Source organism: Hungatella hominis (assembly GCF_014288005.1).
In the GTDB taxonomy this organism is placed as follows: domain Bacteria; phylum Bacillota; class Clostridia; order Lachnospirales; family Lachnospiraceae; genus Hungatella; species Hungatella effluvii.
The window spans coordinates 231423-253844 of record NZ_JACOPB010000009.1; the positions used below are offsets into that span (position 1 = coordinate 231423).

Genomic DNA, 22422 nt, shown 5'->3' on the forward strand with positions numbered 1-22422 from the left:
ATCATGAACCTCGTTCAAAAGGTATTTGGAACTCATAGTGAAAGAGAATTAAAGTTAATCAATCCGATTGTAGATAAGATAGAGGCACTCCGTCCGAAGATGATCGCACTGACGGATGAGGAGCTGAGGGACAACACAAGGCTTTTTAAAGAAAGGCTGGCAGCAGGTGAGACCCTCGACGATATTTTGCCGGAGGCATATGCAACGGTTCGAGAGGCAGCAAGACGAGTCCTGGATATGGAACACTTCCGTGTACAGTTAATCGGCGGCATCGTTCTCCATCAGGGACGTATTGCCGAGATGAGAACAGGTGAAGGTAAGACCCTCGTTTCTACCTGTCCGGCTTATTTAAACGCACTGGCCGGAAAAGGCGTACAGATCGTTACGGTCAACGACTACCTGGCAAAGCGTGATGCGGAGTGGATGGGACGAGTTCATGAATTCCTTGGACTGAAGGTAGGCGTGGTGTTAAACTCCATGACTTCGGATGAGAGACGTGAAGCCTATAACTGTGATATTACCTATGTTACGAACAACGAGCTTGGATTTGACTACTTGAGAGATAATATGGCCATCTATAAAGAACAGATGGTATTGAGAGAACTTGATTACGCAATCATCGATGAGGTGGACTCTGTATTGATCGATGAGGCAAGAACACCGCTTATCATTTCCGGACAGAGCGGAAAGTCCACGAAGCTTTATGAGGTCTGTGATATTCTGGCCCGTCAGTTAGAGCGCGGTGAGGCATCGGGAGAATTTTCCAAGATGGCGGCCATCATGGGCGAGGAGATTGAAGAGACGGGTGACTTTATCGTAGATGAGAAGGACAAGGTTGTCAATTTAACCGAGCAGGGCGTGGACAAGGTTGAGCAGTTCTTCCACATTGAAAATTTATCCGATCCGGAAAACTTAGAGATTCAGCACAACATTATCCTGGCTCTTCGTGCCAATTACCTGATGTTCCGTGATAAGGATTACGTAGTAAAGGATGACGAGGTTCTGATTGTTGATGAGTTCACGGGGCGTATTATGCCCGGCAGACGGTATTCCGACGGCCTGCATCAGGCCATCGAGGCCAAGGAGCATGTGAACGTCAGAAGAGAGAGCAAGACGCTTGCAACGATCACATTCCAGAACTTCTTTAATAAATATTTGAAGAAATCCGGTATGACCGGTACGGCTCTGACCGAGGAAAAGGAGTTCCGCAACACCTATGGTATGGATGCTATTGAAATTCCGACTAATAAACCGATCGCCCGTATCGATATGGAGGATGCGGTTTACAAGACGAAAAAAGAAAAATTCAAAGCCGTGTGTGATGAAGTGGAAGAGGCACATAAGAAAGGCCAGCCGGTGCTGGTGGGTACTATTACCATTGAGACTTCCGAGATGTTAAGCGGTATGCTGAAGCGCCGCGGCATTCCGCATAAGGTTTTAAATGCCAAGTACCATGAGCTGGAGGCTGAGATTGTAGCTGATGCAGGTGTTCACGGGGCAGTTACCATTGCGACCAACATGGCCGGTCGTGGTACCGATATCAAGCTGGATGACGAGGCGAAGGCTGCGGGCGGTTTAAAGATCATCGGTACGGAGCGTCATGAGTCCCGCCGTATTGACAATCAGCTGCGTGGGCGTTCCGGACGTCAGGGCGACCCGGGTGTTTCCAGATTCTACATTTCCCTGGAAGATGATTTAATGAGACTCTTTGGTTCTGAGCGTTTGATGAATATGTTCACTGCGCTGGGCGTGCCGGAAGGCGAGCAGATCGAGCATAAGATGCTTTCCAACGCCATTGAAAAGGCTCAGATGAAGATAGAGACCAACAACTACGGTATTCGTGAGAACCTGTTAAAGTATGACGAGGTTATGAACGAACAGCGTGAGGTCATTTACGCGGAGCGCCGGAAAGTATTGGACGGCGACAACATGCGTGACGTAATCTTAAAGATGGTAACCGATATCGTGGAGAATGCGGTCGATTTGTCCATTACTGACGAGCAGATGCCGGAGGAATGGGATTTAGGCGAGCTGAACACGCTTCTTCTTCCGATCGTTCCGATTAAGCCGGTTGTTCTTCCGGAAGATAAGAAGATCAAGAAGAACGAACTGAAGCATATGCTGAAAGAGGAAGCCATCAAGCTTTACGAGACGAAGGAAGCGGAGTTTCCGGATGCGGAGCAGATCCGTGAGATCGAGCGTGTCATCTTATTAAAGGTCATCGACAACAAGTGGATGTCCCATATCGACGATATGGACCAGCTGCGCCAGGGCATTGGTTTACAGGCTTACGGCCAGAGAGATCCGCTGGTAGAGTATAAGATGAGCGGCTATCAGATGTTCGATGAGATGACGGCAGCTATCCGCGAAGATACTGTGAGAATCTTAATGCATATCCGTGTCGAGCAGAAGGTGGAGAGAGAGCCTGCGGCCAAGGTAACAGGGACCAACAAGGACGACAGCGCCGCCAAGGCGCCATCCAAGCGGGCGGAAAACAAGATTTATCCAAACGATCCGTGTCCATGCGGTTCCGGTAAGAAATATAAACAGTGCTGCGGCCGCAAGGTGATATAGGCGTCTGTATTATTCTTTTGAATGAAAAGGGTTCAACCGACGAAAGGATACAGGTTGGACCCTTTTTAAATAAAATTAATTATAAGAAAGTGGGTGACACAGTGGTAGAGTTAGACCAGTACAAATATGAATTATCTACGTTTGAAAAACCATTAGTGGAAGTGAGGGATTCACTTTGACTTAGATAATAAGTTAAAGAGGATTGATGAGCTTGACAAATCCATGGAGGAACCGGGCTTCTGGGAAGATCCGGAAAAGTCCACGAAGATCGTACAGCTGGCGAAGAACTTAAAAGACACTGTAAAAGGCTATAAAGACTTAGAGCAGCAGTTTGAGGACATCGGCGTGATGATCGAGATGGGCAATGAAGAGAACGACCTGTCTGTGGTTCCCGAAGTGGAAGAGATGTTAAAGGAATTTAAGGATAAGCTGGAGGAGATGAGGATCAACACGCTTCTGTCCGGCGAATATGACAGCGATAACGCCATTTTAAGGCTGAATGCCGGCGCCGGCGGCACCGAGTCCTGTGACTGGTGCAGCATGCTTTACCGCATGTACTGCCGTTGGGCTGAGAAGAAGGGATATTCCGTGGAAGTGCTGGATTATCTGGATGGTGAAGAGGCCGGAATCAAGTCGGTCACGATCCAGGTCAACGGAGAGAATGCCTTCGGATATTTAAAGTCGGAGAAGGGCGTCCACAGGCTTGTCCGGATCTCCCCGTTCAACGCGGCCGGTAAGCGTCAGACCTCCTTTGTATCCTGTGATGTGATGCCGGATATCGAAGAGGACTTAGATGTGGATATCAATGAAGAGGACTTGAGGATCGACACGTACCGTTCCAGCGGCGCGGGCGGACAGCATATCAACAAGACCTCATCCGCTATCCGTATTACCCACATTCCCACCGGAATCGTGGTGCAGTGCCAGAATGAACGGTCCCAGTTCCAGAACAAGGACAAGGCCATGCAGATGCTGAAGGCAAAGCTGTATCTGTTAAAACAGCAGGAGAATGCGGAGAAGCTGTCCGATATCCGCGGCGACGTGACGGAGATCGGCTGGGGCAACCAGATTCGCTCCTATGTCCTGCAGCCATACACCATGGTAAAGGACCACCGGACCAATGCCGAGACCGGCAACGTGAACAGCGTGCTGGACGGAGCACTGGATTTGTTTATCTACGCTTACCTGCGCTGGATCAGCACAGGACAAATGTAAAATTTTTATAAAAAATAGTTGCATACCCTGAATAAATATGATAATATCTTCCCTATGAGCACAGATGTATTTCTATTGCGGACACAGAAGGGAAGATATTTTTTTATGGAAGAAAAGAGCAAATATTTCGTGGTGAAGCAGAAGGCCGTGCCGGAAGTATTACTGAAGGTGGTCGAGGCTAAGAAGCTGTTGGAATCAGAGCGAGTCATAACCGTTCAGGAGGCGACTGATCGTGTGGGAATCAGCCGCAGTTCTTTTTATAAGTACAAGGATGATATCTTTCCGTTCTATGATAACGCGAAGGGAAAGACCATCACACTCGTGATGCAGATGGACGATGAGCCGGGATTATTATCCGATTTGCTGCATATTGTGGCAGTGTACCATGCCAATATCCTGACGATCCATCAGAGTATTCCGGTAAATGGGGTGGCTACGCTGACCTTAAGCGTGGAAGTCCTGGAAAGCACGGGCAATGTATCCAGGATGGTAGAGGACATGGAAGAGAAACACGGGGTTCACTACGTAAAAATATTAGCCAGGGAGTGATAATTATGATTCATGTTGCAGTTATGGGCTACGGTACAATCGGTTCCGGTGTGGTAGAGATCTTGGAAAAGAATCGCGAAACCATCACAAAGAGAACCGGCGATACCGTCAATGTAAAATATGTACTCGATTTGAGAGAATTTCCGGGAACACCGGTAGAGAATAAGATTGTTCATGATTTTTCGGTCATTGAGAATGATCCTGAGGTTACCATGGTAATCGAGACCATGGGCGGACTGAATCCGGCCTATCCCTTCGTGAAGGCCTGCTTAGAGGCGGGAAAGCACGTGGCCACCTCCAACAAGGCGCTGGTTGCAGCACACGGGACAGAGCTCTTAAGAATTGCCGGAGAGAAAAATGTCAACTTCTTCTTCGAAGCCAGCGTGGGCGGCGGTATTCCGATTATCCGTCCGCTGTACACCTCTCTTGCGGGGGAGGAGATCGAGGAGATTACCGGTATTTTAAACGGTACTACAAACTATATTTTAACGAAGATGGATAAAGAGGGAGAGACTTTTGAATCCGCTTTAAAAGAGGCTCAGGATTTAGGCTATGCCGAGAGAAACCCGGAAGCCGATGTGGAAGGCCACGACACCTGCAGAAAGATCGCGATTCTCACCGCCATGGCGACCGGCCATGAGGTTGATTATGAAGACATTCATACGGAGGGCATCACCTCGATCTCAGACGTGGACTTTAAGTATGCCGAGAAGATGGGAACCTCCGTGAAGCTGTTTGGCTCCAGCCGCATAAAGGCTGGGGAGATTCACGCCTGGGTGGCGCCGGTCATGATCGGCAAGGACCATCCACTCTACTCTGTGAGCGATGTGTTCAACGGAATTCTGGTGAAGGGCAACATGCTTGGAACCTCCATGTTCTATGGCAGCGGCGCGGGAATGCTTCCGACAGCCAGCGCAGTGATCGCCGATATCATCGAAGCTGTTCAGAACAGAAACCGCCACGTGGAGATGGGCTGGGATGACAGCCGGCTTGCCATCGCCCCGACCCAGACGTCTTCCAGCCGGTTCTTTATCCGGATCAAGGGGATTGCCGAGGAGCGTCTGGCGGAGGTTTTAAAGGTATTCGGAGATGTCACAGTGATCGAGCTGGATCATATGGACGAATTCGCTGTGGTGACTGATGTCATGACGGAAGCGGAGTATGAGAAGAAGGCGAAGGAGCTGTCCGGAATCAGACAGCGGATCAGAGCGGAAGTATAAAGTTTTTAGAAAGGACCGCATCCATGTTAATCGTAAAGAAATTCGGCGGAAGTTCCGTCGCGGATAAAGACAGAATATACAATGTGGCAAGACGCTGCATCGAGGATTATGAAAAAGGAAATGAGGTCGTGGTCGTCTTATCGGCTATGGGAAAGACGACGGATGGCTTAATTGCAAAGGCTCGTGAGATCAATCCCAATCCCCCAAAAAGGGAGATGGATATGCTTCTGGCCACTGGAGAACAGACCAGCGTCGCGCTGATGTCCATGGCCATGAGCGCGCTGGGCGTGCCTGCCGTGTCCTTAAATGCGGCACAGGTTGCCATGCACACCACATCGGCCTACGGCATGGCCAAGTTAAAACGGATCGATACCGAGCGCATCCGCCATGAACTGGATGCCAGAAAGATCGTAATCATCACCGGTTTTCAGGGAATCAACAAGTACGATGACATAACGACTCTGGGACGCGGCGGTTCCGATACTACCGCGGTGGCGCTTGCGGCGGCTCTCCATGCAGACGCCTGCGAGATTTACACCGATGTGGATGGTGTATACACAGCGGATCCGAGAATCGTACCCAATGCGAGAAAGCTTACCGAGGTATCCTACGACGAGATGCTGGAATTTGCCTCTCTGGGAGCCAAGGTATTACATAACCGTTCCGTCGAGATGGCAAAGCGGTACGGAGTTCAGTTAGTGGTCTTATCGAGCCTTACGAGGGCGGTAGGTACTATCATCAAGGAGGAAACAAAAGTGGAAAGAATGCTGGTTAGCGGTGTGGCCGCGGATAAGAATGTGGCCCGTATCTCCGTGATCGGAGTGAAGAATGAACCGGGTATCGCTTTTAAAATATTCAACCTGCTGGCGAGACACCATATCAACGTGGATATCATCATCCAGTCCATCGGCCGGGAAGAGAGAAAGGATATCTCCTTTACCGTGGCGAGAACGGATCTGCAGGAGGCCATGACGCTGCTGAATGAAAACCGGGAAGTCCTTACGGCTCAGACCATTGCCTGTGAGGAAGGCGTGGCGAAGATCTCCATCATCGGCGCGGGAATGACCAGTAATCCGGGCGTGGCCGCCAAGATGTTTGAGTCTCTCTACAGCGCCAATGTCAATATCAAGATGATTGCAACGTCAGAGATCAGAATTACCGTGCTCATTGCGGAAGAAGACGTGAACCGTGCCATGAGAACCGTCCATGACGCGTTTGATTTAGCAGACTGATCAGGGCAGAGACGAAAATGATTAATGAGGTCTTTGGCTTTATAAAAAAGCTGCTGGGCATTGGAATGCCCTGCGCCTTCCATTCCCTGACCGGGCTGTACTGCCCGGGATGCGGAGGGACGAGAGCAGTGAGGGAACTTCTCTATGGCGATCTGCGCATGAGCTTTCAGTACCATCCTCTCGTGCTTTACGGGGCTGTCGTCGTTCTGCTGGAGCTGGTATCCTGGGGCGCGTCCCGTGTCTTTCACCGTCCGGGGCTGCATATCAGGCGGTATAATCTCTTTATCCTGATCGGCGCGGGTATTGTGGTGGGAAACTGGTTTTACAAGAATTACATGCTGGTGTTCCGCGGAGTGGATTTGCTGCCGCTGCTGAAATAAGATGTACTGGAGCATATGAAAAGAGCTCCTGGGAATTGGATATTATCTTTCCAATTTCCAGGAGCTCTTTCTTCTGCAAATCTGCTGAGATTATTGAGTTGGAAACAGCGCAGCCGGATTCTGCAGCGCTTCCATCAAATCACGGAAATATTTGCCGGCCATGGTGTCAGTCCCCATAACATCGTAAACGATAATGATAAAGAATGTCATGAGCAGACCGCAGACCGCCGCCAGAATCGACAGGATCAGCCCAAGCTGCGCCTGCTGTGTAAACGGCTTTCCCTTTTTGGACGCCACGGCACAGGCAATTCCCAGAAGGCCGAGAGTCAGTCCTGCAGGAAGGCCCCAGATGGGACCGCACATGCAGTTGCCTATAAGGCCCAGGCCGCCCAGAAATACCGACCAGGAGGCCCAGAGGGTTCCCGGTGACGGCATATTCGGAAGCAGGCCGTTGTTTTTATTGTTATTATCTTCCATTGTATAAGTACCTCTTCTGAATGCTATTGTATGATTGTAGCACGAAAATGGCCGCATGTCCAGTAGGAGGGAAGGCAGAGCAGCCCCAGATTGAGGCACCATACACAGGGGATTAACGGTAATATTTGACTGTCGGAAATGATATCCGGCAGATGAAACAGGGCTGTGACACGAAATAAAATCTGTGTCACAGCCCAATTTTGGCATGTGGTATTTATCTATGCTGCATACAGTTTATAAAATCTTCCATAGATTGCGCTTTGGCGGCATATTTAAGCCATGCCTTCAGGGTATTTATGTCGTGCTGTCCTAAAACAGCAGCACGCAGCTGTTCCGGCACTTCCCCAAATTCCTCCAGAAGTTCCAGAACAGATTCCGCTTTACCCTGAGCAAGCCCCCGGCCTCTTTCATAATCACGTATGGTCGCTTCATCGTGTTCCCGTTTCTCGCGCATAAGATAGTGGTAACGTTTTTCCTTTTCCGCATTTATTTTTTCTGATTCGTCCACAGCTGCTTTCATATACTCATTTCTTTCTGCCATTTTCTTAAGCACCTCCCAATCATCAGCAGAAATCATCTGTGCCCATGCATAGATTTCCGACTTCCGTTCTTCCGGTGTTGCCTTCGATAACTGGCTTAATTGTAACACGCGCAGGCTCATTTTGTCACTATATAACCGGTGCGTTTTTCTGTCCCGGAATTCGATAACCGAGTACCAGGTTCCATCCTTTTAATTGGTTAAACAGGATTATCCGGATGAACTTCCAGAAAGACAACTGTAAAAACAGCTGTATGATTCTGCCTGAGCAGAAAAGAAATAGAATAAGATCAGTATACCAGATTTTTCATAAAAATAAAACCGGTTTTTACAGGGGGAAGAGATTAATAATTTGGATATCCCAGATCCTGTCAATTCCCGTCTTGCATAACCTTCCTGTATGAATTATAATAATTAAATTGAGTCAAGTATTAAGACATAAGGGGAAAAACATGGACATTATCAGGGCACTACAGGAAGAACTGGGAATCGGCCGCGGCCAGGTGGAAGCGGCTGTCAAACTGATCGACGAGGGCAACACGATTCCGTTTATTGCCAGATACAGAAAAGAAGCGACCGGATCATTGAATGACGAGGTCTTGAGGAATCTGGATGAGAGACTGCGGTATCTGCGCAATTTGGAAGAGAAGAAGGAGCAGGTGATTTCTTCGATCCGCGAGCAGGAGAAGCTGACTTCGGAACTGGAAAGGCAGATTCTGGCGGCAGCCACACTGGTGGCTGTGGAGGATTTATACCGTCCGTACCGCCCGAAGCGCAGGACGAGGGCGACCATCGCAAAGGAAAAAGGTCTGGAACCGCTGGCAGATTTAATCCTGCTTCAGCAGATGAAAGGCTCTGTTCTCGATGCGGCCAGGGATTATATCTCGGAAGAGAAAGGTGTCTCCACGGCGGAGGAAGCTGTGGAAGGAGCCAAGGATATTCTCGCGGAGCGGATCTCCGACAATGCGGAATACCGGACATATATCCGAAACACGACGATGAGCCAGGGCAGCCTCCAGTCTGTGGCAAAGGATGAGAAGGCGGAGTCAGTCTATGAGATGTACTATCAGTACGAGGAGACCATCAAGAAGACGGCGGGCCACCGGATTCTGGCCCTGAACCGTGGGGAAAAAGAGAAGTTTCTGACCGTAAAGGTGCTGGCTCCTGTGGAACAGATCATCCGCTTTCTGGAAAAGAAAGTGATCGCAAAGGACAACCCCAATACCACACCCGTTTTACGGGAAGTGGTGGCGGACAGCTATGACCGTCTGATCGCCCCTGCGATCGAGCGGGAGATCAGAAACGACTTGACGGAGAAGGCGGAGGACGGCGCTATCAAGGTGTTCGGAAAGAACTTAGAGCAGCTTCTGATGCAGCCTCCAATTGTGGGCCGCGTCGTCATGGGCTGGGACCCGGCGTTCCGTACCGGATGCAAGCTGGCCGTGGTGGACGAGACCGGAAAGGTGCTGGATACCGTGGTTATCTATCCGACCGCGCCCCAGAACAAGGTTGAGGAAGCAAAGGTCATCTTAAAGAAGATGATTAAGAAATACAACGTTTCCCTGATTTCCGTGGGAAATGGAACGGCTTCCAGGGAGTCGGAACAGATTATCGTGGATCTGTTAAAAGAACTGCAGCAGCCGGTTCAGTATATTATCGTCAATGAGGCGGGCGCTTCCGTATACTCAGCCAGCAAGCTGGCCACAGAGGAGTTTCCGCAGTTTGACGTGGGACAGAGGAGTGCGGTCTCCATCGCGAGACGGCTTCAGGATCCGCTGTCGGAGCTGGTGAAGATCGATCCCAAATCCATCGGGGTGGGCCAGTACCAGCATGATATGAATCAGAAGCATTTGAGCGAAGCGCTGACGGGAGTCGTTGAGACCGCCGTAAACCGGGTTGGCGTGGATTTGAACACCGCCTCGGCCTCACTGCTTGAATACATTTCCGGAATCACGAAGACGATTGCCAAGAATATCGTGACGTACCGGGAAGAAAATGGGGCCTTTACCTCCAGAAACCAGCTGCTAAAGGTGGCGAAGCTGGGGCCGAAGGCGTACGAGCAGTGCGCGGGCTTCATGAGAATCCAGGGAGGCAGGAATCCTCTCGACGGCACCAGCGTACATCCGGAGAGCTACGAGGCGGCCGAAAAGCTGCTGGACAGGCTGGGCTATGACGTGGCCGAGCTGGCTCACGGCGGGATCAAGGGAATCGGCAAGAAGGTCACAGGCTATAAAAAGCTGGCCGAAGAACTGGGAATCGGAGAGATTACCCTTCAGGATATCGTAAAAGAACTGGAAAAACCGGCCCGTGACCCGCGAGATGAGATGCCGAAGCCGATCCTGCGCACGGATGTGCTGGATATGAAGGATTTACAGCCGGGCATGGTGTTAAAGGGCACGGTGAGAAATGTCATCGATTTCGGCGCATTTGTGGATATCGGAGTCCATCAGGATGGACTGGTCCACATTTCACAGATGTCGGAAAAATTTATCAAGCATCCGCTGGAGGCGGTCAGTGTCGGGGACATCGTGGAAGTCAAGGTGATCAGTGTGGACGTGGCAAAAAAACGTATCGCGCTGACAATGAAATTATAGGAGGTGCGTATGGAACAGGAACCAATGGATCGGGAGCCGATGGAGCGTGAGGCGATGGAACGGGAGCCGATGGAGCAGGAAACGATGGAACAGGAGCCAATGGTACAGACAGACCCGGTGGCATTTACTGTGAAGCTGACTGCTAAGGACTTATGGAAATTCTCCCTGTACCACTCCAACAAAGGAATGCTGGGCATATTCAATGTGATTTTCAGCCTGGCGGCCATCTTTCTGCTGGTTACCACCTGGGGATCCAACACGGCGGTGTACCGGGCGCTGCTTGTTATCTGCGCGCTGATGTTCACTGTGTGGCAGCCGTTTCTCCTGTATATGAAGGCGGCCAGGCAGTCTAAGAGTCCGGTTATCCAGAATCCGATGAACCTTTCCTTCAGCAGGGAAGGCGTCGTAGTGACTCAGGGAACGGAGCGCCTGGAGCTCGTCTGGGAGAACATCGGACGGGTGGAGCGGATCAGAGGCATGATGATTGTATACATGGACAAGGTACACGCGTATCTGCTCCCGGATTCCATTACCGGCGAGAAGAGAGAGGCGCTGTCGGAACTGTTCCGGGAGAGCCTGCCGGCGGAGCGGAGAAAGAAGATATAAGAGGCAGCAGGGCCGGTAAAACGGTATGGAGGAAAGAATAAATGGTAACAGAGACATGGACACCGGAAGAGACGTATGCCCTTGGCAGACGGCTGGGGGAGGCGGCGAAGCCGTCTTCCGTATACTGTTTAAACGGAGATTTAGGAGTTGGAAAGACTGTATTTACGCAGGGATTTGCCGACGGTCTCGGTGTGGAAGGACCTGTGGACAGCCCGACCTTTACCATCATCAAGCAGTATGACGACGGCAGGATGCCGTTTTACCATTTTGATGTTTACCGGATCGGGGATATCAGCGAGATGGACGAGATCGGCTATGAGGACTGTTTCTACGGAGACGGCGTCAGCCTGGTGGAATGGGGAGGCCTGATTGAGGAAATTCTGCCGGAGGATGTGATCACGGTGAAGATCGAAAAGGAGTTAGAAAAAGGATTTGATTACAGAAGGATTACTGTGGAGGGACTGGAATGAGGATATTAGGGATAGAGAGCTCGTCGCTGGTGGCATCGGTGGCCGTAGTGACGGACGGCGTGGTGACAGCGGAATATACGGTGAATTTTAAGAAGACCCATTCCCAGACGCTGTTACCCATGCTGGATGAGATTGTCCGCATGGTGGAGCTGGATTTAGAAACCGTAGACGCGATTGCCGTGTCTGGCGGACCGGGATCGTTTACCGGTCTCCGTATCGGTTCTGCCACAGGGAAGGGGCTTGGGCTGGCTCTTAAGAAGCCGCTTATTCATATCCCAACGGTAGACGGTATGGCGTACGGCATGTACGGCTATGGCGGTCTGGTCTGCCCGATCATGGACGCCAGAAGAAACCAGGTCTACACCGGTATCTATGACAACCGGGAGGGATTTACGGCTGTCAGGGAGCAGTGCGCCATGGACATCGATGAACTGGTGGATGAATTAAACAACATGGAAACCCGGGTAGTGTTCCTGGGAGACGGAGTTCCCGTTTACAGAGAGCGGATCGCGGAACGCATGACCGTCCCGTATTCATTTGCTCCGGCGCATGTCAACAGGCAGAGGGCCGCGGCTGTGGCGGCTCTGGGCTGTATCTATTACGAAGAAGGGCGAATCGAGACTGCCGAAGAACACGCGCCGGATTACTTGAGAAAGCCCCAGGCGGAGCGGGAACGGGAAGCTAGTACAGCGTTGCATAATTTCCTGTAACAACCCTGGAGCGCGAATAAAGGAGAGCGGCTGTATGCTTAGAGAAATGATTCCGGAGACGGATATGGACTGTGTCGCTGAGATGGAGACGCTGTGTTTCAGCGATCCGTGGACGCCGGAGATGATTCTTGATTCCCTCCATACGGGACTGGATACATGGCTGATTCTGGAAGAGGAGGGAGAGGCTTCCGGATACTGTGTGTTCCGCACCATTGCAGGCGAGGCGGAACTTCTCCGTATCGGCGTGCGCCCGCCTTTAAGGGGTCTCGGGTATGGGAAGAAACTGATGGAAGGCGTGGTCGAAAATTCCAGAAAAAATGGGGTGACAGCCATCGCTCTGGAGGTGAGAGAAGGCAACACACCGGCCAGAAGCCTATATAAATCCTATGGTTTTAAAGAGGAGTGCATCCGCAGTGATTACTACAGGGACCCAAAGGAAGATGCCGTGATCATGTGGAACCGTGAGATTTCAAACATTTACCACTAAAATTTCACCATGGCACCGTTTATAATGTAGGGGTATCCGGTAAGGATGCTCCTTTTCGCATCTGCAAAATCAGACAGCGGCGAACTGGAGAAATCCGGAAAGTGCGAAAAAGAAAGGTGAGAGTAGGATGAGAAAGTACACAAGCGGCGGCCAGCTGGAGGCAGTTGTATGCAACTGCTGCGGCAAGAAATTGATTGTAGTGGATGGAATCGTGAGGGAAGGTGTTTTAAGCATTAATCATGCGTGGGATTTTTTTTCGGAAAAGGATGGGGAGATTCACCATTTTGATTTATGTGAACCGTGTTATGACGCAGTAATCAGTGAGTTCAAGCTTCCGGTGGACGTGGAGGAGCAGAAGGAATTTCTGTGAATAGGTAAGAACGGTAACGCTCCATGGCTTCCGTGCAGTTCGGAGCGGGGGACAGACAGGAAAAAAGAAATCATCTGCGCTCCTGTTCATACCCCTCTCCGGACTGCACGGAAGCCATGGGGCTGTATACCGGAGGCGTTGGAAAACAGGATAGACGAAGTTTTCCCGGCGCGGTCCGGTATCTGGGCCATGAGATAAGAGGGGAAGATGATGGATATTAAAATTAAAAAAGGAACCATGCAGCATCGGAAAGACTGCGAAGAAGCACTCTTGAACTCGGAATTGGGGAAACGGTATTTTGCCAGCGAGGGGAGCGGTGAGAGCGCCGTATTAGAGGGGGTAGAGCAGGGGAATCTGTATATCGCTCTGATCAAGGACCGGTGTGCAGGTTTTTTTTATTACATACCAAAGGGGTGTTTTCACAGTTTCCCTTACTTACACCTCATTGCTGTGAAAGAGGAATACAGAGGCCAGGGGATTGGCAGAAAGTTAATAGATTACCTGGAAAATGTAGTTTGTGCCGATGATCACAAACTATTTTTGGTTGTTGCAGATTTCAATCCGGAAGCGAAGCGTTTTTACGAAAAAAATGGCTATCGGCAGGTGGGGGAGATTCCCGGCCTTTACAGAGAGGGAATAACGGAATACATTATGATGAAGAAAAAATGAGTGAAGCCCGGCCAGACAAAGACTCTTGATTATTTATGCCAACCTGTGTTATGATTTCGGTTAGGCGGCAGCGCAGTTGCTGTGTCCTTTTGGATTCGTGATCCGAAAGATGGACTGAAATAAATAATGAAAGAAACGAGGATCTGTCTATGTTAGATATATGTTTGCTGGGCACGGGAGGTATGATGCCTCTGCCGTATCGGTGGCTGACTTCCATGATGGCGCGCTGTGATGGAAGCAGCCTTTTAATCGATTGCGGCGAGGGAACGCAGATTGCGCTGAAGGAAAAGGGATGGAGCCCCAAGCCGATTGACGTCATCTGCTTTACTCATTACCACGCGGACCACATCAGCGGTCTGCCGGGACTTCTTTTAACCATGGGAAACGCGGAACGGACAGAACCCCTGACCATGATCGGCCCCAGGGGGCTGGAGCGGGTGGTGACGGCGCTTCGCGTGATCGCACCGGAACTGCCCTTTGAACTGAAATTCATCGAGCTCAGTGAGCCGAGAGAACAGCTTAAGATGGGGCCCTACGTGATTGACGCGTACCGTGTGAATCACAACGTGGTCTGTTACGGATATTCCATTTCCATTCCGAGAACGGGCCGTTTCGATGTGGAACGGGCGAAAGAGTATGAGATACCTCAGAAATTCTGGAGCCGTCTGCAGCGGGGAGAGACCATGGAAGAGGACGGAAAGGTATTTACACCGGACATGGTTCTGGGCCCGACGCGGAGAGGCTTAAAGGTTACGTACTGTACCGATACGAGACCGGTGCCGGTGATTGCCGAATATGCGAAGGATGCGGATCTCTTTATCTGTGAGGGCATGTACGGTGAGGACGGCAAGGAGGCCAAGGCCAGAGAATACAAGCACATGACCTTTTACGAGGCGGCCAGGCTGGCGAAGGAAGCGAATCCGAAGCAGCTGTGGCTGACCCATTACAGTCCTTCCCTGACGAGGCCTGAGGAGTTTATGGACAAGGTAAGAGAGATCTTTCCGCGGGCAAAGGCGGCGAAGGACGCATGGACCGTGGAACTGGAATTTGAGTAACGATTCAGCCGTGCGGCAGTATGTACGGAAAAGTGTGTTACAAGCTCGCTTGTATAAGCGCTTTTTTGTACATACTGACATAGGGCTGAACGCCCGGGCTTCATGTTTTCGGGCTTTTCGAAAACATGAAGATGCACGGCGAAATTGTTACGAATTTGATGAAGATTGATGAGGCAAATGAAATGAAAAAGAATCATACTGAGGAAGATGTCTATATACTGGCGATTGAGAGCTCCTGTGATGAGACCGCGGCGGCGGTGGTGAAGAACGGCCGGGAAGTGCTGTCCAACATCATCTCCTCCCAGATTGCACTCCACACCATCTATGGCGGAGTGGTGCCCGAGATCGCGTCGAGAAAACATATTGAAAAGATTAACCAGGTGGTGGAAGCGGCCCTTTCTGAAGCCGGGATGACAATGGAGGAGATGGACGCTGTCGGCGTGACCTACGGGCCAGGCCTGGTAGGCGCGCTTTTGGTGGGCGTAGCCGAGGCAAAGGCCATCGCCTATGCGGCTAAGAAGCCGCTGGTCGGAGTCCATCACATCGAGGGGCATGTTTCCGCCAATTTTATCGAGCATCCGGAGCTGGAACCGCCCTTTATGTGTCTGATTGTCTCAGGCGGCCATACGCACCTCGTTGTAGTGAAGGATTACGGTGAGTTCGAGATCCTGGGCAGAACGAGAGACGACGCGGCGGGAGAGGCATTTGACAAGGTGGCCAGGGCTGTGGGACTGGGATACCCGGGCGGTCCGAAGATCGATAAGGCTGCGAAAGAGGGCAATCCGCAGGCCATCCGTTTTCCGAGGGCAAAGGTGGAGGCCAACGTCTACGATTTCAGCTTCAGCGGCCTCAAATCAGCCGTGTTGAATCACATCAACCATGCGAAGATGATGGGGGAGGAGATCAATGTCCCCGATTTGGCGGCCTCGTTCCAGAACGCGGTTGTGGACGTGCTGGTGAGCCATACGATAGCGGCGGCGAAGGAATACGGATTTCATAAGGTGGCGATCGCCGGAGGCGTGGCATCCAACTCCGCTCTTCGTGAGGGGATGAAGAAGGCGTGCAGCAAGGCGGGAATTGATTTCTATTATCCATCCCCCATTTACTGTACGGACAACGCCGCCATGATCGGTGTCGCGGCCTATTATGAATACATGGGCGGCGCCAGGGCGGGCTGGGATTTAAACGCAGTGCCGAACCTGAAGCTGGGAGAGCGTTAAACGGCGAATAGAGCCGGAACCAGGGACTGAAAGAGGGGGGGATACGTGAAGATGCGGGAATGCAGAAATACGGCGGCCATCGTTCTGGCTGCCGGAAAAGGAACGCGCATGGAAAGCGATATTCAGAAGCAGTATCTGGAACTGGGGGGAAAGCCTCTCATTTACTATGCGTTAAAAGCATTTGAAGACAGCCCGGTAAAGCAGATTATTCTCGTCACCGGACGGGGAGAGACCGGGTACTGCAGAAAAGAGATTGTGGAGAGATTCGGCTTTCAAAAGGTCAGTCAGATCACGGAGGGCGGCAGAGAGCGGTACCACTCCGTGTTTGAGGGGCTGAAGGCGGTGACAGACTGTGATATTGTCTTGATCCACGACGGCGCAAGGCCCTGTGTCACCAGGGAGATCATTTCCGCGGCTGTAGAGGGGGCCGGCCGTTACGGCGCCTGCGTGGTGGGAATGCCGGTGAAGGACACGGTGAAAATGTCTGATGACGACGAATTTGCCGTCATGACACCCGACAGAAGCCGTCTCTGGCAGATTCAGACGCCTCAGGCCTTCGATTATGGCCTGATCTTCGGCGCTTACTCGAAGCTGCTTTCATCGGAAGCGTATCAGACCGGTGTGACGGACGACGCTATGGTCGTGGAGAGTATGACGGACCGGAAGGTGAAGCTGATCCGCGGCGACTATTCCAATATCAAGGTGACCACGCCGGAGGACATGGATCTGGCGGAGGTATTGCTGAGAAGAAATCATATGATTTAGCTGACAATAGAAGAGGAATACGGACAGAAAAAAGAGTTTGACCGGGTGATACCAGTCAAGCTCTTTTTTGCGGCTTATTTTTGCCCTGCCTTCAACAGATCCTTTATCAGGAGATGAAGATGATCCAGCTGCTCACGATTCAAGTGCTGTGCATCTTCCATAATATCTTTTAGTTTGGCAGGACAGGGTCTCTCCACAGCAAAAAAGTCGGAGGGTTCGATGTTTAAATACTCACATATATAAAAGAACCCCATCATGGATGGGAGAGCGGTCCCATTTTCTATTTTATGGATATATGTGGGGTTCTGGCCCAGTGACAGACTCATGTCCCGCGCGGATACGCCTTTTTGTGTCCGCAGCTCAGAAAGACGTTTTGCAAAATTGAAGTCGATATACATAAAATACCCCCTTCCAGTTTCATAGTATTGCATTCAATGAAATATATGTAGCAAATAATGCAATCCCTCACTTGACATATTGCATTGATTACAATATTATTAACCATATGGAGTATTAAATGTATGATGCGAACACATTTCTCAAAATGCACTGGAATAACGAATGAATAGGAGCGTGAAACAATGGAAAAAATACGGGAAGGAAGCGGCAGAACCGATTTGCTGGAGCAGTTAAGTTCCAGAATGGGCTGCCAGTATTTATCCGATTTACGCGGGACGAAACGCAGGTTCCAATGCCGCGCCGCTCTTGACGAGATTCCTGCTGAGGAATATACTACAGAGACCTGGAATGATGCAATCTACTATATCACCGGCGAAAAGACGGAGTATTCCGCATCGACAGAGGCCAAAAAAGGTCTGATGATACGGCTTGAAAAGAACAGCCAGATGTGATGAGAAAATGAAAACATCCCCCTCACACGCATTTCGGGGAGATTTCAGCAGGTAAAAGATATCCACAGAATATTTCCTGAGAGAGAAGTTTACGGCTCTTTCAGGAGGTATTCTGTGGATATCTTTTTTCTGTTTTTTCCTGTTCCGGATAGTGTTCAGGAGGGGGAAATACCGGCGGGAATCCCGAAATGACGGTGGACTGGCACTGGTATTCCGGTTGAAAAACCCCCTTCGTTACTGTATAATAGAAAGATAACGATCGCGCGCTTAAGCTGCGTGTGGGGAAAACTATATTTAGGAGGTAGTATGATGGAGTATCTGAAACTTATCGGAATTGTAATCGTCATTGTCGGCTTTGCATTAAAGCTGGATTCTATTCTGATCATCTTTCTGGCAGCTGTTTCCACGGCTCTCGTCGGAGGACTGGGAGTAGGCGGACTGCTGGAAAACCTAGGAAGCAATTTTGTATCAAACAGAAGTATGGCTATTTTTATTATTATCTTACTTGTGACCGGAACGCTGGAACGCAACGGGCTTCGTGAGGCGGCTGCGGACTTTATCCGCAAATTCAAGAATGTGACCGTCGGAAAGCTGGTATGCATCTATGGAGCCATGCGTTCCTTTTTTGGTGCGTTTAACGTGGGCTTCGGCGGTGTTGCCGGCTTTATACGTCCGGTACTTCTGCCTATGGCGGAAGGCGCCATCTCCGAAGATGACGAGCCTGCGGATGAGGACTACATAGAGGAGGCGAAGGGAATGGCTTCCGCTATGGAGAATATCAGCTGGTTCTTCTTCCAGGTCCTGTTTGTAGGCGGTTCCGGCGGACTTCTCGTCCAGGGTACGTTAAAGGGACTGGGTTATGAAGTAGAGCTCATCGATCTGGCCAAGGTGGAGATTCCGGTGGCTTTGACGGCGCTTGTCGTCGCCTGCATCTATTTCACTCTGAAGGACAAGCGTCTCAGACAGAAATACTTAAAATCCGGCAGATCAGAAAAAGGAAAATCATAACCAGGAGGTAGTCACTCATGTCATTTTTTATGGATTCAGCAATTTCACTCAGCAGTAAGCTGCTGGAGTGCGTATATATCATCATCGGCCTGATTACCATTTACGCAGGCGTTAAAAATTTACTGGACAAAGAGAACCCGGCCCGCTACGGAACGTTTGTATTTTGGACCTCCTTCGGTATCGTGTGTGCTCTTGGCCACTGGCTGCCCACCAAGGTCTCGGGAATTCTCGTCATCATCATGATCATCCCGGCCATCTTCAAACGTGTAAAAGTTGGAAAACAGACGATTCCGACAAAAGAGTACTCAAGGAAGCAGTATGAGAAAATCGGCATGAAGATTTTCCTTCCCGCTCTGACCATGGGGGTGATGTCTCTGGCCTTCGCGCTGCTGACCAAGATCAGCGCTCTGGTGGGGGTCGCTGTCGGCGTTATCATCTCTATCATTCTGTTAATGGCTTATTCGAGGGACAACCGCCCTTCTACGTTTCTCAAGGATTCCGAGCGTTTCCTGTCCATGATGGGACCGCTCTGTATGCTGCCGCAGCTGCTGGGCGCACTGGGAGGCGTGTTCACGGCCGCCGGCGTAGGTGAGGTAATCGGAAAGATTGTCTCAGGTATCGTCCCTCCGGGAAATGTAACCATAGGAATTATTGTATTTGCCATCGGCATGGTATTATTTACGGCCATTATGGGCAATGCTTATGGAGCGATCACGGTTATGACGATCGGTATCGGAGCGCCCTGTATCTTAAACTACGGCGCGGATCCGGTGGTAATCGGCATGATAGCTTTAACCTGCGGTTTCTGTGGAACGCTGTTGACACCGATGGCGGCCAATTTCAACATTGTACCAGTAGCTATCCTGGATATGAAGAACCGTTTTGGCGTAATCAAGAATCAGATCGTCGTAGCGCTCATTATGATTGTCGTTCAGATTATCTATATGATCGCGCTGCACTAAAAATCAGAACATAAAGAAATGGAACGCAGAGCACATGGAACTGGAAGAGGGAGCAAAAATTATTATTAACCGATGGCTGAAGCTGAAGCCCTGGGACCGCCTCATGATCGTGGCGGGGGAGAAGAATATGGCCGAAGCGGAGGTCTTAAAGCGTCAGGCGGAAAAACGCACCCACGCGGTCAGCATTCTGCTGGTAGAACGTCAGGGACAGCATGTGGGCGTCTTCTTTGACCAGCATCCCGATATCTTTGATTCTTACAACGCGGTGCTTGCGGCTACGGAGTACAGCCTTGTGACGACGAAGGCGGCCAGAAATGTGATAAAGCGCCGTGCAAAGTTTCTCTCTCTGCCCCTTTCCACCAATAATGGACAATCCATGCTGACCTTTGATTTCCTGAAAATGGACGTAAAGAAGTCGAAGCTGACGGCAGAAGTAATCATGAAATACTTAAAATCCTCGTCCCGCATCCAGATCAAGACGGATGCGGGAACGGACCTGACCCTGATGAAGAGAGGAAGAATGCCCGGATTTTTCAATGGGGTAACTGCAGATGGAGGCGGATTTTCTTCAGCCAGCATAGAGGTCTATATTCCCGTGGAGGAATGCGGTACCAATGGAACGATGGTGATCGACGGCTCTCTGGGCTATATCGGAGCGGCCAGGGAAGATACCCGAGTCGTCTTCAAAGAGGGACGAATCGTGGAGATCGAGGAGACTCCCACAGGCAAACGGTTGAAGGAGTATATGGAAGGCTATCATGATTCCGGAATCTATGTGGCGGGCGAGCTGGGGATCGGTTTAAATTCCTACTCCCAGTGCGCCGGCCGGTGTTACATTGAGGACGAGTCCGCCTATGGTACATTCCATATCGGCCTGGGCAGAAATATCGCGCTGGGCGGAACCCATGAGGCGAACGGCCATTTTGATCTGGTAGCGAAGGAACCGAACCTTTTTGCGGACAACCGCCAGCTGATTCAGCAGGGGAGAATTATCATACCGGAACCTGTATTTTTTTAGACAGGACCGGGAAGTGTGATTCCCATAACCGTTTCTGTATATCTTAAGAAAAATGGAGAGAATAAAATTATGAAGATTTTAGTAACAGGTTTTGACCCATTTGGGGGAGAAAAAGTAAATCCGGCGTATGAGGCGGTCAAGCTTCTTCCGGACACCATACATGGTGCGGAGATTATCAAGCTGGAGATACCCACGGTATTTTCTAAATGCGGCCCGTCCGTGGAAGAGGGAATCCGGCAGCATCATCCTGACGTGGTCCTGAATGTAGGTCAGGCAGGCGGAAGAGCCAGCGTCACCATCGAGAAGGTGGCTATTAACTTTGCAGATGCGAGAATTCCGGACAACCAGGGAGAGCAGCCGGTGGACGAGCTGCTTCAGTCTGACGGAGAGAACGCTTACTTTGCGTCTCTGCCGGTCAAGGCCATGATGCAGAATGTACGGGAGCATGGTCTGCCCTGCTCGATCTCCTATACAGCAGGAACCTATGTCTGCAATGCAGTGATGTACAATGTTCTTTATATGTGTGCGAAGCGCTATCCCAATATCCGCGCCGGTTTTATTCACGTACCATATGCCAGCGGCCAGGTAATTGACAAGGCGGCGGGAACGCCATCCATGACCCTTGAGGCAATCGAAAAATCGATTGAATATGCAATTGAGGCAATCGTAGACGAAAAAGTGGCAGACCGTGTCAGTGCCGGTGAGACGCACTGATCGTTCGACACCCGCGCTAGATAAGGGCAGAGAGCCGGAGCAAAAGCGCACCGGATACAGATGACCGGATTCCCGGATCACAGTCCACCGCTTTTGTTCCGGACTGCCATATTTACGCTGTGAGACACTGGTAAATGCACCGGCTGATGAGCTGGAAACGGCGGTAAAACGCGGAAAATAAAAAAACTGGAAAAATTTGTTGAAATCTGTTGACAGATTGTAAAAACAATGGTAAACTAGCCGAGTTGCTTCTGATGGCAACCCGCTTTTAAAACCTTCCAGAGGTTGAAAAAAGAGAAAAAAAGTGCTTGACAAAAGCGCGATTATCCCTTAAAATAGAAAAGCACGTTTGGAGAGGTATCGAAGTGGTCATAACGAGGCGGTCTTGAAAACCGTTTGTCCGCAAGGGCGCATGGGTTCGAATCCCATCCTCTCCGTTGGCAGGTTTGCCGCTGAATTTTATATAGAAATTTAATCAGCTAATTGCAGAAGTACCCAAGCGGCTGAAGGGGCTCCCCTGGAAAGGGAGTAGGCCGTTAGTAGCGGCGCGAGGGTTCAAATCCCTCCTTCTGCGCTAGCATTTGCGCCGGACATGTTATCCCGGAGTCAGATGCGCACAGCACTTTGAAAACAGAAGATTGAACAGTATGTAAAACCCTGAAAATTCTAATAAAATAAGCCATTGTTTGATGGCTTTGAATGAGAAAATTCAGAACGAATACAAGTATTGTATACGAA

Annotated in this window: 24 protein-coding genes and 2 tRNA genes; 23 read left to right on the forward strand and 3 right to left on the reverse strand. The window is 50.4% G+C overall.

All coding sequences use genetic code 11. From position 1 onward, the window contains the following. Positions 1–3: 3 nt before the first annotated feature. The 6 genes from secA (at position 4) to H8S75_RS19435 (ending at position 7170) form a co-directional block, all read left to right on the forward strand. Positions 4–2574, forward strand: a complete 2571-nt coding sequence (gene secA, locus H8S75_RS19410) for a preprotein translocase subunit SecA (protein ID WP_187023031.1) — start codon at positions 4–6, stop codon at positions 2572–2574. A 101-nt stretch (positions 2575–2675) separates the two neighbouring features. Further along, a protein-coding gene (prfB, locus tag H8S75_RS19415; RefSeq protein ID WP_117634526.1) for a peptide chain release factor 2 occupies positions 2676–3789 on the forward strand; the annotation gives its coding sequence in 2 pieces (ribosomal slippage) (positions 2676–2750 and positions 2752–3789; 1113 coding nt in all). A 105-nt stretch (positions 3790–3894) separates the two neighbouring features. Next, positions 3895–4338 carry an ACT domain-containing protein gene (locus H8S75_RS19420; protein WP_002601524.1) on the forward strand — a complete coding sequence of 148 codons (444 nt, stop codon included), beginning with the start codon at positions 3895–3897 and terminating at the stop codon, positions 4336–4338. Positions 4339–4343: 5 nt separating this feature from the next. Further along, positions 4344–5558, forward strand: coding sequence for a homoserine dehydrogenase (locus H8S75_RS19425; protein ID WP_117634503.1), 1215 nt, complete (start codon positions 4344–4346; stop codon positions 5556–5558). 23 nt (positions 5559–5581) lie between these two features. Continuing rightward, positions 5582–6790, forward strand: coding sequence for an aspartate kinase (locus H8S75_RS19430; RefSeq protein ID WP_187023032.1), 1209 nt, complete (start codon positions 5582–5584; stop codon positions 6788–6790). A 17-nt stretch (positions 6791–6807) separates the two neighbouring features. After that, positions 6808–7170, forward strand: coding sequence for a DUF2752 domain-containing protein (locus tag H8S75_RS19435; protein WP_055654995.1), 363 nt, complete (start codon positions 6808–6810; stop codon positions 7168–7170). Between the two features lie 90 nt (positions 7171–7260). Here H8S75_RS19435 and H8S75_RS19440 read toward each other — a convergent pair whose 3' ends face one another. Beyond that, positions 7261–7647, reverse strand: coding sequence for a hypothetical protein (locus H8S75_RS19440; protein ID WP_002601520.1), 387 nt, complete (start codon positions 7645–7647; stop codon positions 7261–7263). Between the two features lie 214 nt (positions 7648–7861). Then, positions 7862–8353, reverse strand: a complete 492-nt coding sequence (locus H8S75_RS32750) for a PD-(D/E)XK nuclease family transposase (RefSeq protein ID WP_349768951.1) — start codon at positions 8351–8353, stop codon at positions 7862–7864. A 284-nt stretch (positions 8354–8637) separates the two neighbouring features. Between H8S75_RS32750 and H8S75_RS19450 the strand changes: the two genes are divergently transcribed. The 10 genes from H8S75_RS19450 to ispD all read left to right on the forward strand — a co-directional run bounded on the left by H8S75_RS19450 (position 8638) and on the right by ispD (position 17131). After that, on the forward strand, positions 8638–10779 hold the full coding sequence (locus H8S75_RS19450; RefSeq protein ID WP_187023033.1) for a Tex family protein: 2142 nt from the start codon (positions 8638–8640) through the stop codon (positions 10777–10779). Between the two features lie 9 nt (positions 10780–10788). Next, complete coding sequence (locus H8S75_RS19455; protein ID WP_117634508.1) at positions 10789–11385, forward strand: YcxB family protein; 597 nt, start codon at positions 10789–10791, stop codon at positions 11383–11385. A gap of 41 nt (positions 11386–11426) precedes the next feature. Next, entirely contained in the window at positions 11427–11855 is a 429-nt protein-coding gene (gene tsaE, locus H8S75_RS19460) for a tRNA (adenosine(37)-N6)-threonylcarbamoyltransferase complex ATPase subunit type 1 TsaE (protein WP_117634510.1), read from the forward strand. Beyond that, entirely contained in the window at positions 11852–12565 is a 714-nt protein-coding gene (tsaB, locus tag H8S75_RS19465; protein ID WP_117634512.1) for a tRNA (adenosine(37)-N6)-threonylcarbamoyltransferase complex dimerization subunit type 1 TsaB, read from the forward strand. Before tsaE ends, tsaB begins: the two co-directional genes overlap by 4 nt. Before the next feature lie 34 nt (positions 12566–12599). Next, a complete protein-coding gene (rimI, locus tag H8S75_RS19470) occupies positions 12600–13052 on the forward strand; it encodes a ribosomal protein S18-alanine N-acetyltransferase (RefSeq protein ID WP_117634514.1) in 453 nt (150 codons plus the stop codon). A gap of 127 nt (positions 13053–13179) precedes the next feature. Next, entirely contained in the window at positions 13180–13422 is a 243-nt protein-coding gene (locus tag H8S75_RS19475; RefSeq protein WP_002601514.1) for a hypothetical protein, read from the forward strand. A 207-nt stretch (positions 13423–13629) separates the two neighbouring features. Then, positions 13630–14091 (forward strand): GNAT family N-acetyltransferase, encoded by a 462-nt coding sequence (locus H8S75_RS19480; RefSeq protein WP_243270350.1) that lies wholly within the window; start codon positions 13630–13632, stop codon positions 14089–14091. A 149-nt stretch (positions 14092–14240) separates the two neighbouring features. Further along, on the forward strand, positions 14241–15146 hold the full coding sequence (locus H8S75_RS19485; protein ID WP_002601512.1) for a ribonuclease Z: 906 nt from the start codon (positions 14241–14243) through the stop codon (positions 15144–15146). Between the two features lie 182 nt (positions 15147–15328). Then, positions 15329–16366 (forward strand): tRNA (adenosine(37)-N6)-threonylcarbamoyltransferase complex transferase subunit TsaD, encoded by a 1038-nt coding sequence (gene tsaD / locus H8S75_RS19490; protein ID WP_187023034.1) that lies wholly within the window; start codon positions 15329–15331, stop codon positions 16364–16366. A 51-nt stretch (positions 16367–16417) separates the two neighbouring features. Then, entirely contained in the window at positions 16418–17131 is a 714-nt protein-coding gene (gene ispD, locus H8S75_RS19495) for a 2-C-methyl-D-erythritol 4-phosphate cytidylyltransferase (protein ID WP_187023051.1), read from the forward strand. A gap of 74 nt (positions 17132–17205) precedes the next feature. On the opposite strand, the gene H8S75_RS19500 is transcribed toward ispD, so the two are convergent. After that, positions 17206–17529, reverse strand: a complete 324-nt coding sequence (locus H8S75_RS19500; protein ID WP_187023035.1) for a helix-turn-helix domain-containing protein — start codon at positions 17527–17529, stop codon at positions 17206–17208. 183 nt (positions 17530–17712) lie between these two features. Between H8S75_RS19500 and H8S75_RS19505 the strand changes: the two genes are divergently transcribed. The 7 genes from H8S75_RS19505 (at position 17713) to H8S75_RS19535 (ending at position 22258) form a co-directional block, all read left to right on the forward strand. Further along, positions 17713–17982, forward strand: coding sequence for a hypothetical protein (locus tag H8S75_RS19505; protein ID WP_187023036.1), 270 nt, complete (start codon positions 17713–17715; stop codon positions 17980–17982). 306 nt (positions 17983–18288) lie between these two features. Continuing rightward, on the forward strand, positions 18289–18990 hold the full coding sequence (locus H8S75_RS19510) for a 5-oxoproline transporter, DUF969 family subunit (protein ID WP_198292943.1): 702 nt from the start codon (positions 18289–18291) through the stop codon (positions 18988–18990). Between the two features lie 17 nt (positions 18991–19007). Further along, positions 19008–19952 carry a DUF979 domain-containing protein gene (locus H8S75_RS19515; RefSeq protein ID WP_187023037.1) on the forward strand — a complete coding sequence of 315 codons (945 nt, stop codon included), beginning with the start codon at positions 19008–19010 and terminating at the stop codon, positions 19950–19952. 34 nt (positions 19953–19986) lie between these two features. Further along, positions 19987–20970 carry a 2,5-dihydroxypyridine 5,6-dioxygenase NicX family protein gene (locus H8S75_RS19520; RefSeq protein WP_187023038.1) on the forward strand — a complete coding sequence of 328 codons (984 nt, stop codon included), beginning with the start codon at positions 19987–19989 and terminating at the stop codon, positions 20968–20970. A gap of 69 nt (positions 20971–21039) precedes the next feature. Further along, positions 21040–21684: a pyroglutamyl-peptidase I gene (gene pcp, locus H8S75_RS19525; protein ID WP_187023039.1), complete on the forward strand. Its 645-nt coding sequence runs from the start codon at positions 21040–21042 to the stop codon at positions 21682–21684. A gap of 351 nt (positions 21685–22035) precedes the next feature. Further along, positions 22036–22121 (forward strand) — tRNA-Ser (locus tag H8S75_RS19530). 48 nt (positions 22122–22169) lie between these two features. Further along, positions 22170–22258: transfer RNA gene (locus H8S75_RS19535), tRNA-Ser, on the forward strand. The last annotated feature ends 164 nt before the right edge of the window (positions 22259–22422 follow it).

Bases quoted from the DNA above. Each gene is read 5' to 3' on its own strand.
- tsaB (WP_117634512.1), top strand. From the start codon at position 11,852: ATGAGGATATTAGGGATAGAGAGCTCGTCGCTGGTGGCATCGGTGGCC.
- ispD (WP_187023051.1), top strand. From the start codon at position 16,418: ATGCGGGAATGCAGAAATACGGCGGCCATCGTTCTGGCTGCCGGAAAA.
- H8S75_RS19420 (WP_002601524.1), top strand. From the start codon at position 3,895: ATGGAAGAAAAGAGCAAATATTTCGTGGTGAAGCAGAAGGCCGTGCCG.
- tsaD (WP_187023034.1), top strand. From the start codon at position 15,329: ATGAAAAAGAATCATACTGAGGAAGATGTCTATATACTGGCGATTGAG.
- H8S75_RS19510 (WP_198292943.1), top strand. From the start codon at position 18,289: ATGATGGAGTATCTGAAACTTATCGGAATTGTAATCGTCATTGTCGGC.
- H8S75_RS19450 (WP_187023033.1), top strand. From the start codon at position 8,638: ATGGACATTATCAGGGCACTACAGGAAGAACTGGGAATCGGCCGCGGC.
- rimI (WP_117634514.1), top strand. From the start codon at position 12,600: ATGCTTAGAGAAATGATTCCGGAGACGGATATGGACTGTGTCGCTGAG.
- H8S75_RS19455 (WP_117634508.1), top strand. From the start codon at position 10,789: ATGGAACAGGAACCAATGGATCGGGAGCCGATGGAGCGTGAGGCGATG.
- H8S75_RS19505 (WP_187023036.1), top strand. From the start codon at position 17,713: ATGGAAAAAATACGGGAAGGAAGCGGCAGAACCGATTTGCTGGAGCAG.
- H8S75_RS19435 (WP_055654995.1), top strand. From the start codon at position 6,808: ATGATTAATGAGGTCTTTGGCTTTATAAAAAAGCTGCTGGGCATTGGA.
- H8S75_RS19500 (WP_187023035.1), bottom strand. From the start codon at position 17,529: ATGTATATCGACTTCAATTTTGCAAAACGTCTTTCTGAGCTGCGGACA.
- H8S75_RS19515 (WP_187023037.1), top strand. From the start codon at position 19,008: ATGTCATTTTTTATGGATTCAGCAATTTCACTCAGCAGTAAGCTGCTG.
- secA (WP_187023031.1), top strand. From the start codon at position 4: ATGAACCTCGTTCAAAAGGTATTTGGAACTCATAGTGAAAGAGAATTA.
- H8S75_RS19425 (WP_117634503.1), top strand. From the start codon at position 4,344: ATGATTCATGTTGCAGTTATGGGCTACGGTACAATCGGTTCCGGTGTG.
- tsaE (WP_117634510.1), top strand. From the start codon at position 11,427: ATGGTAACAGAGACATGGACACCGGAAGAGACGTATGCCCTTGGCAGA.
- pcp (WP_187023039.1), top strand. From the start codon at position 21,040: ATGAAGATTTTAGTAACAGGTTTTGACCCATTTGGGGGAGAAAAAGTA.
- H8S75_RS19520 (WP_187023038.1), top strand. From the start codon at position 19,987: ATGGAACTGGAAGAGGGAGCAAAAATTATTATTAACCGATGGCTGAAG.
- H8S75_RS19485 (WP_002601512.1), top strand. From the start codon at position 14,241: ATGTTAGATATATGTTTGCTGGGCACGGGAGGTATGATGCCTCTGCCG.
- H8S75_RS19480 (WP_243270350.1), top strand. From the start codon at position 13,630: ATGATGGATATTAAAATTAAAAAAGGAACCATGCAGCATCGGAAAGAC.
- H8S75_RS19440 (WP_002601520.1), bottom strand. From the start codon at position 7,647: ATGGAAGATAATAACAATAAAAACAACGGCCTGCTTCCGAATATGCCG.
- H8S75_RS19430 (WP_187023032.1), top strand. From the start codon at position 5,582: ATGTTAATCGTAAAGAAATTCGGCGGAAGTTCCGTCGCGGATAAAGAC.
- H8S75_RS19475 (WP_002601514.1), top strand. From the start codon at position 13,180: ATGAGAAAGTACACAAGCGGCGGCCAGCTGGAGGCAGTTGTATGCAAC.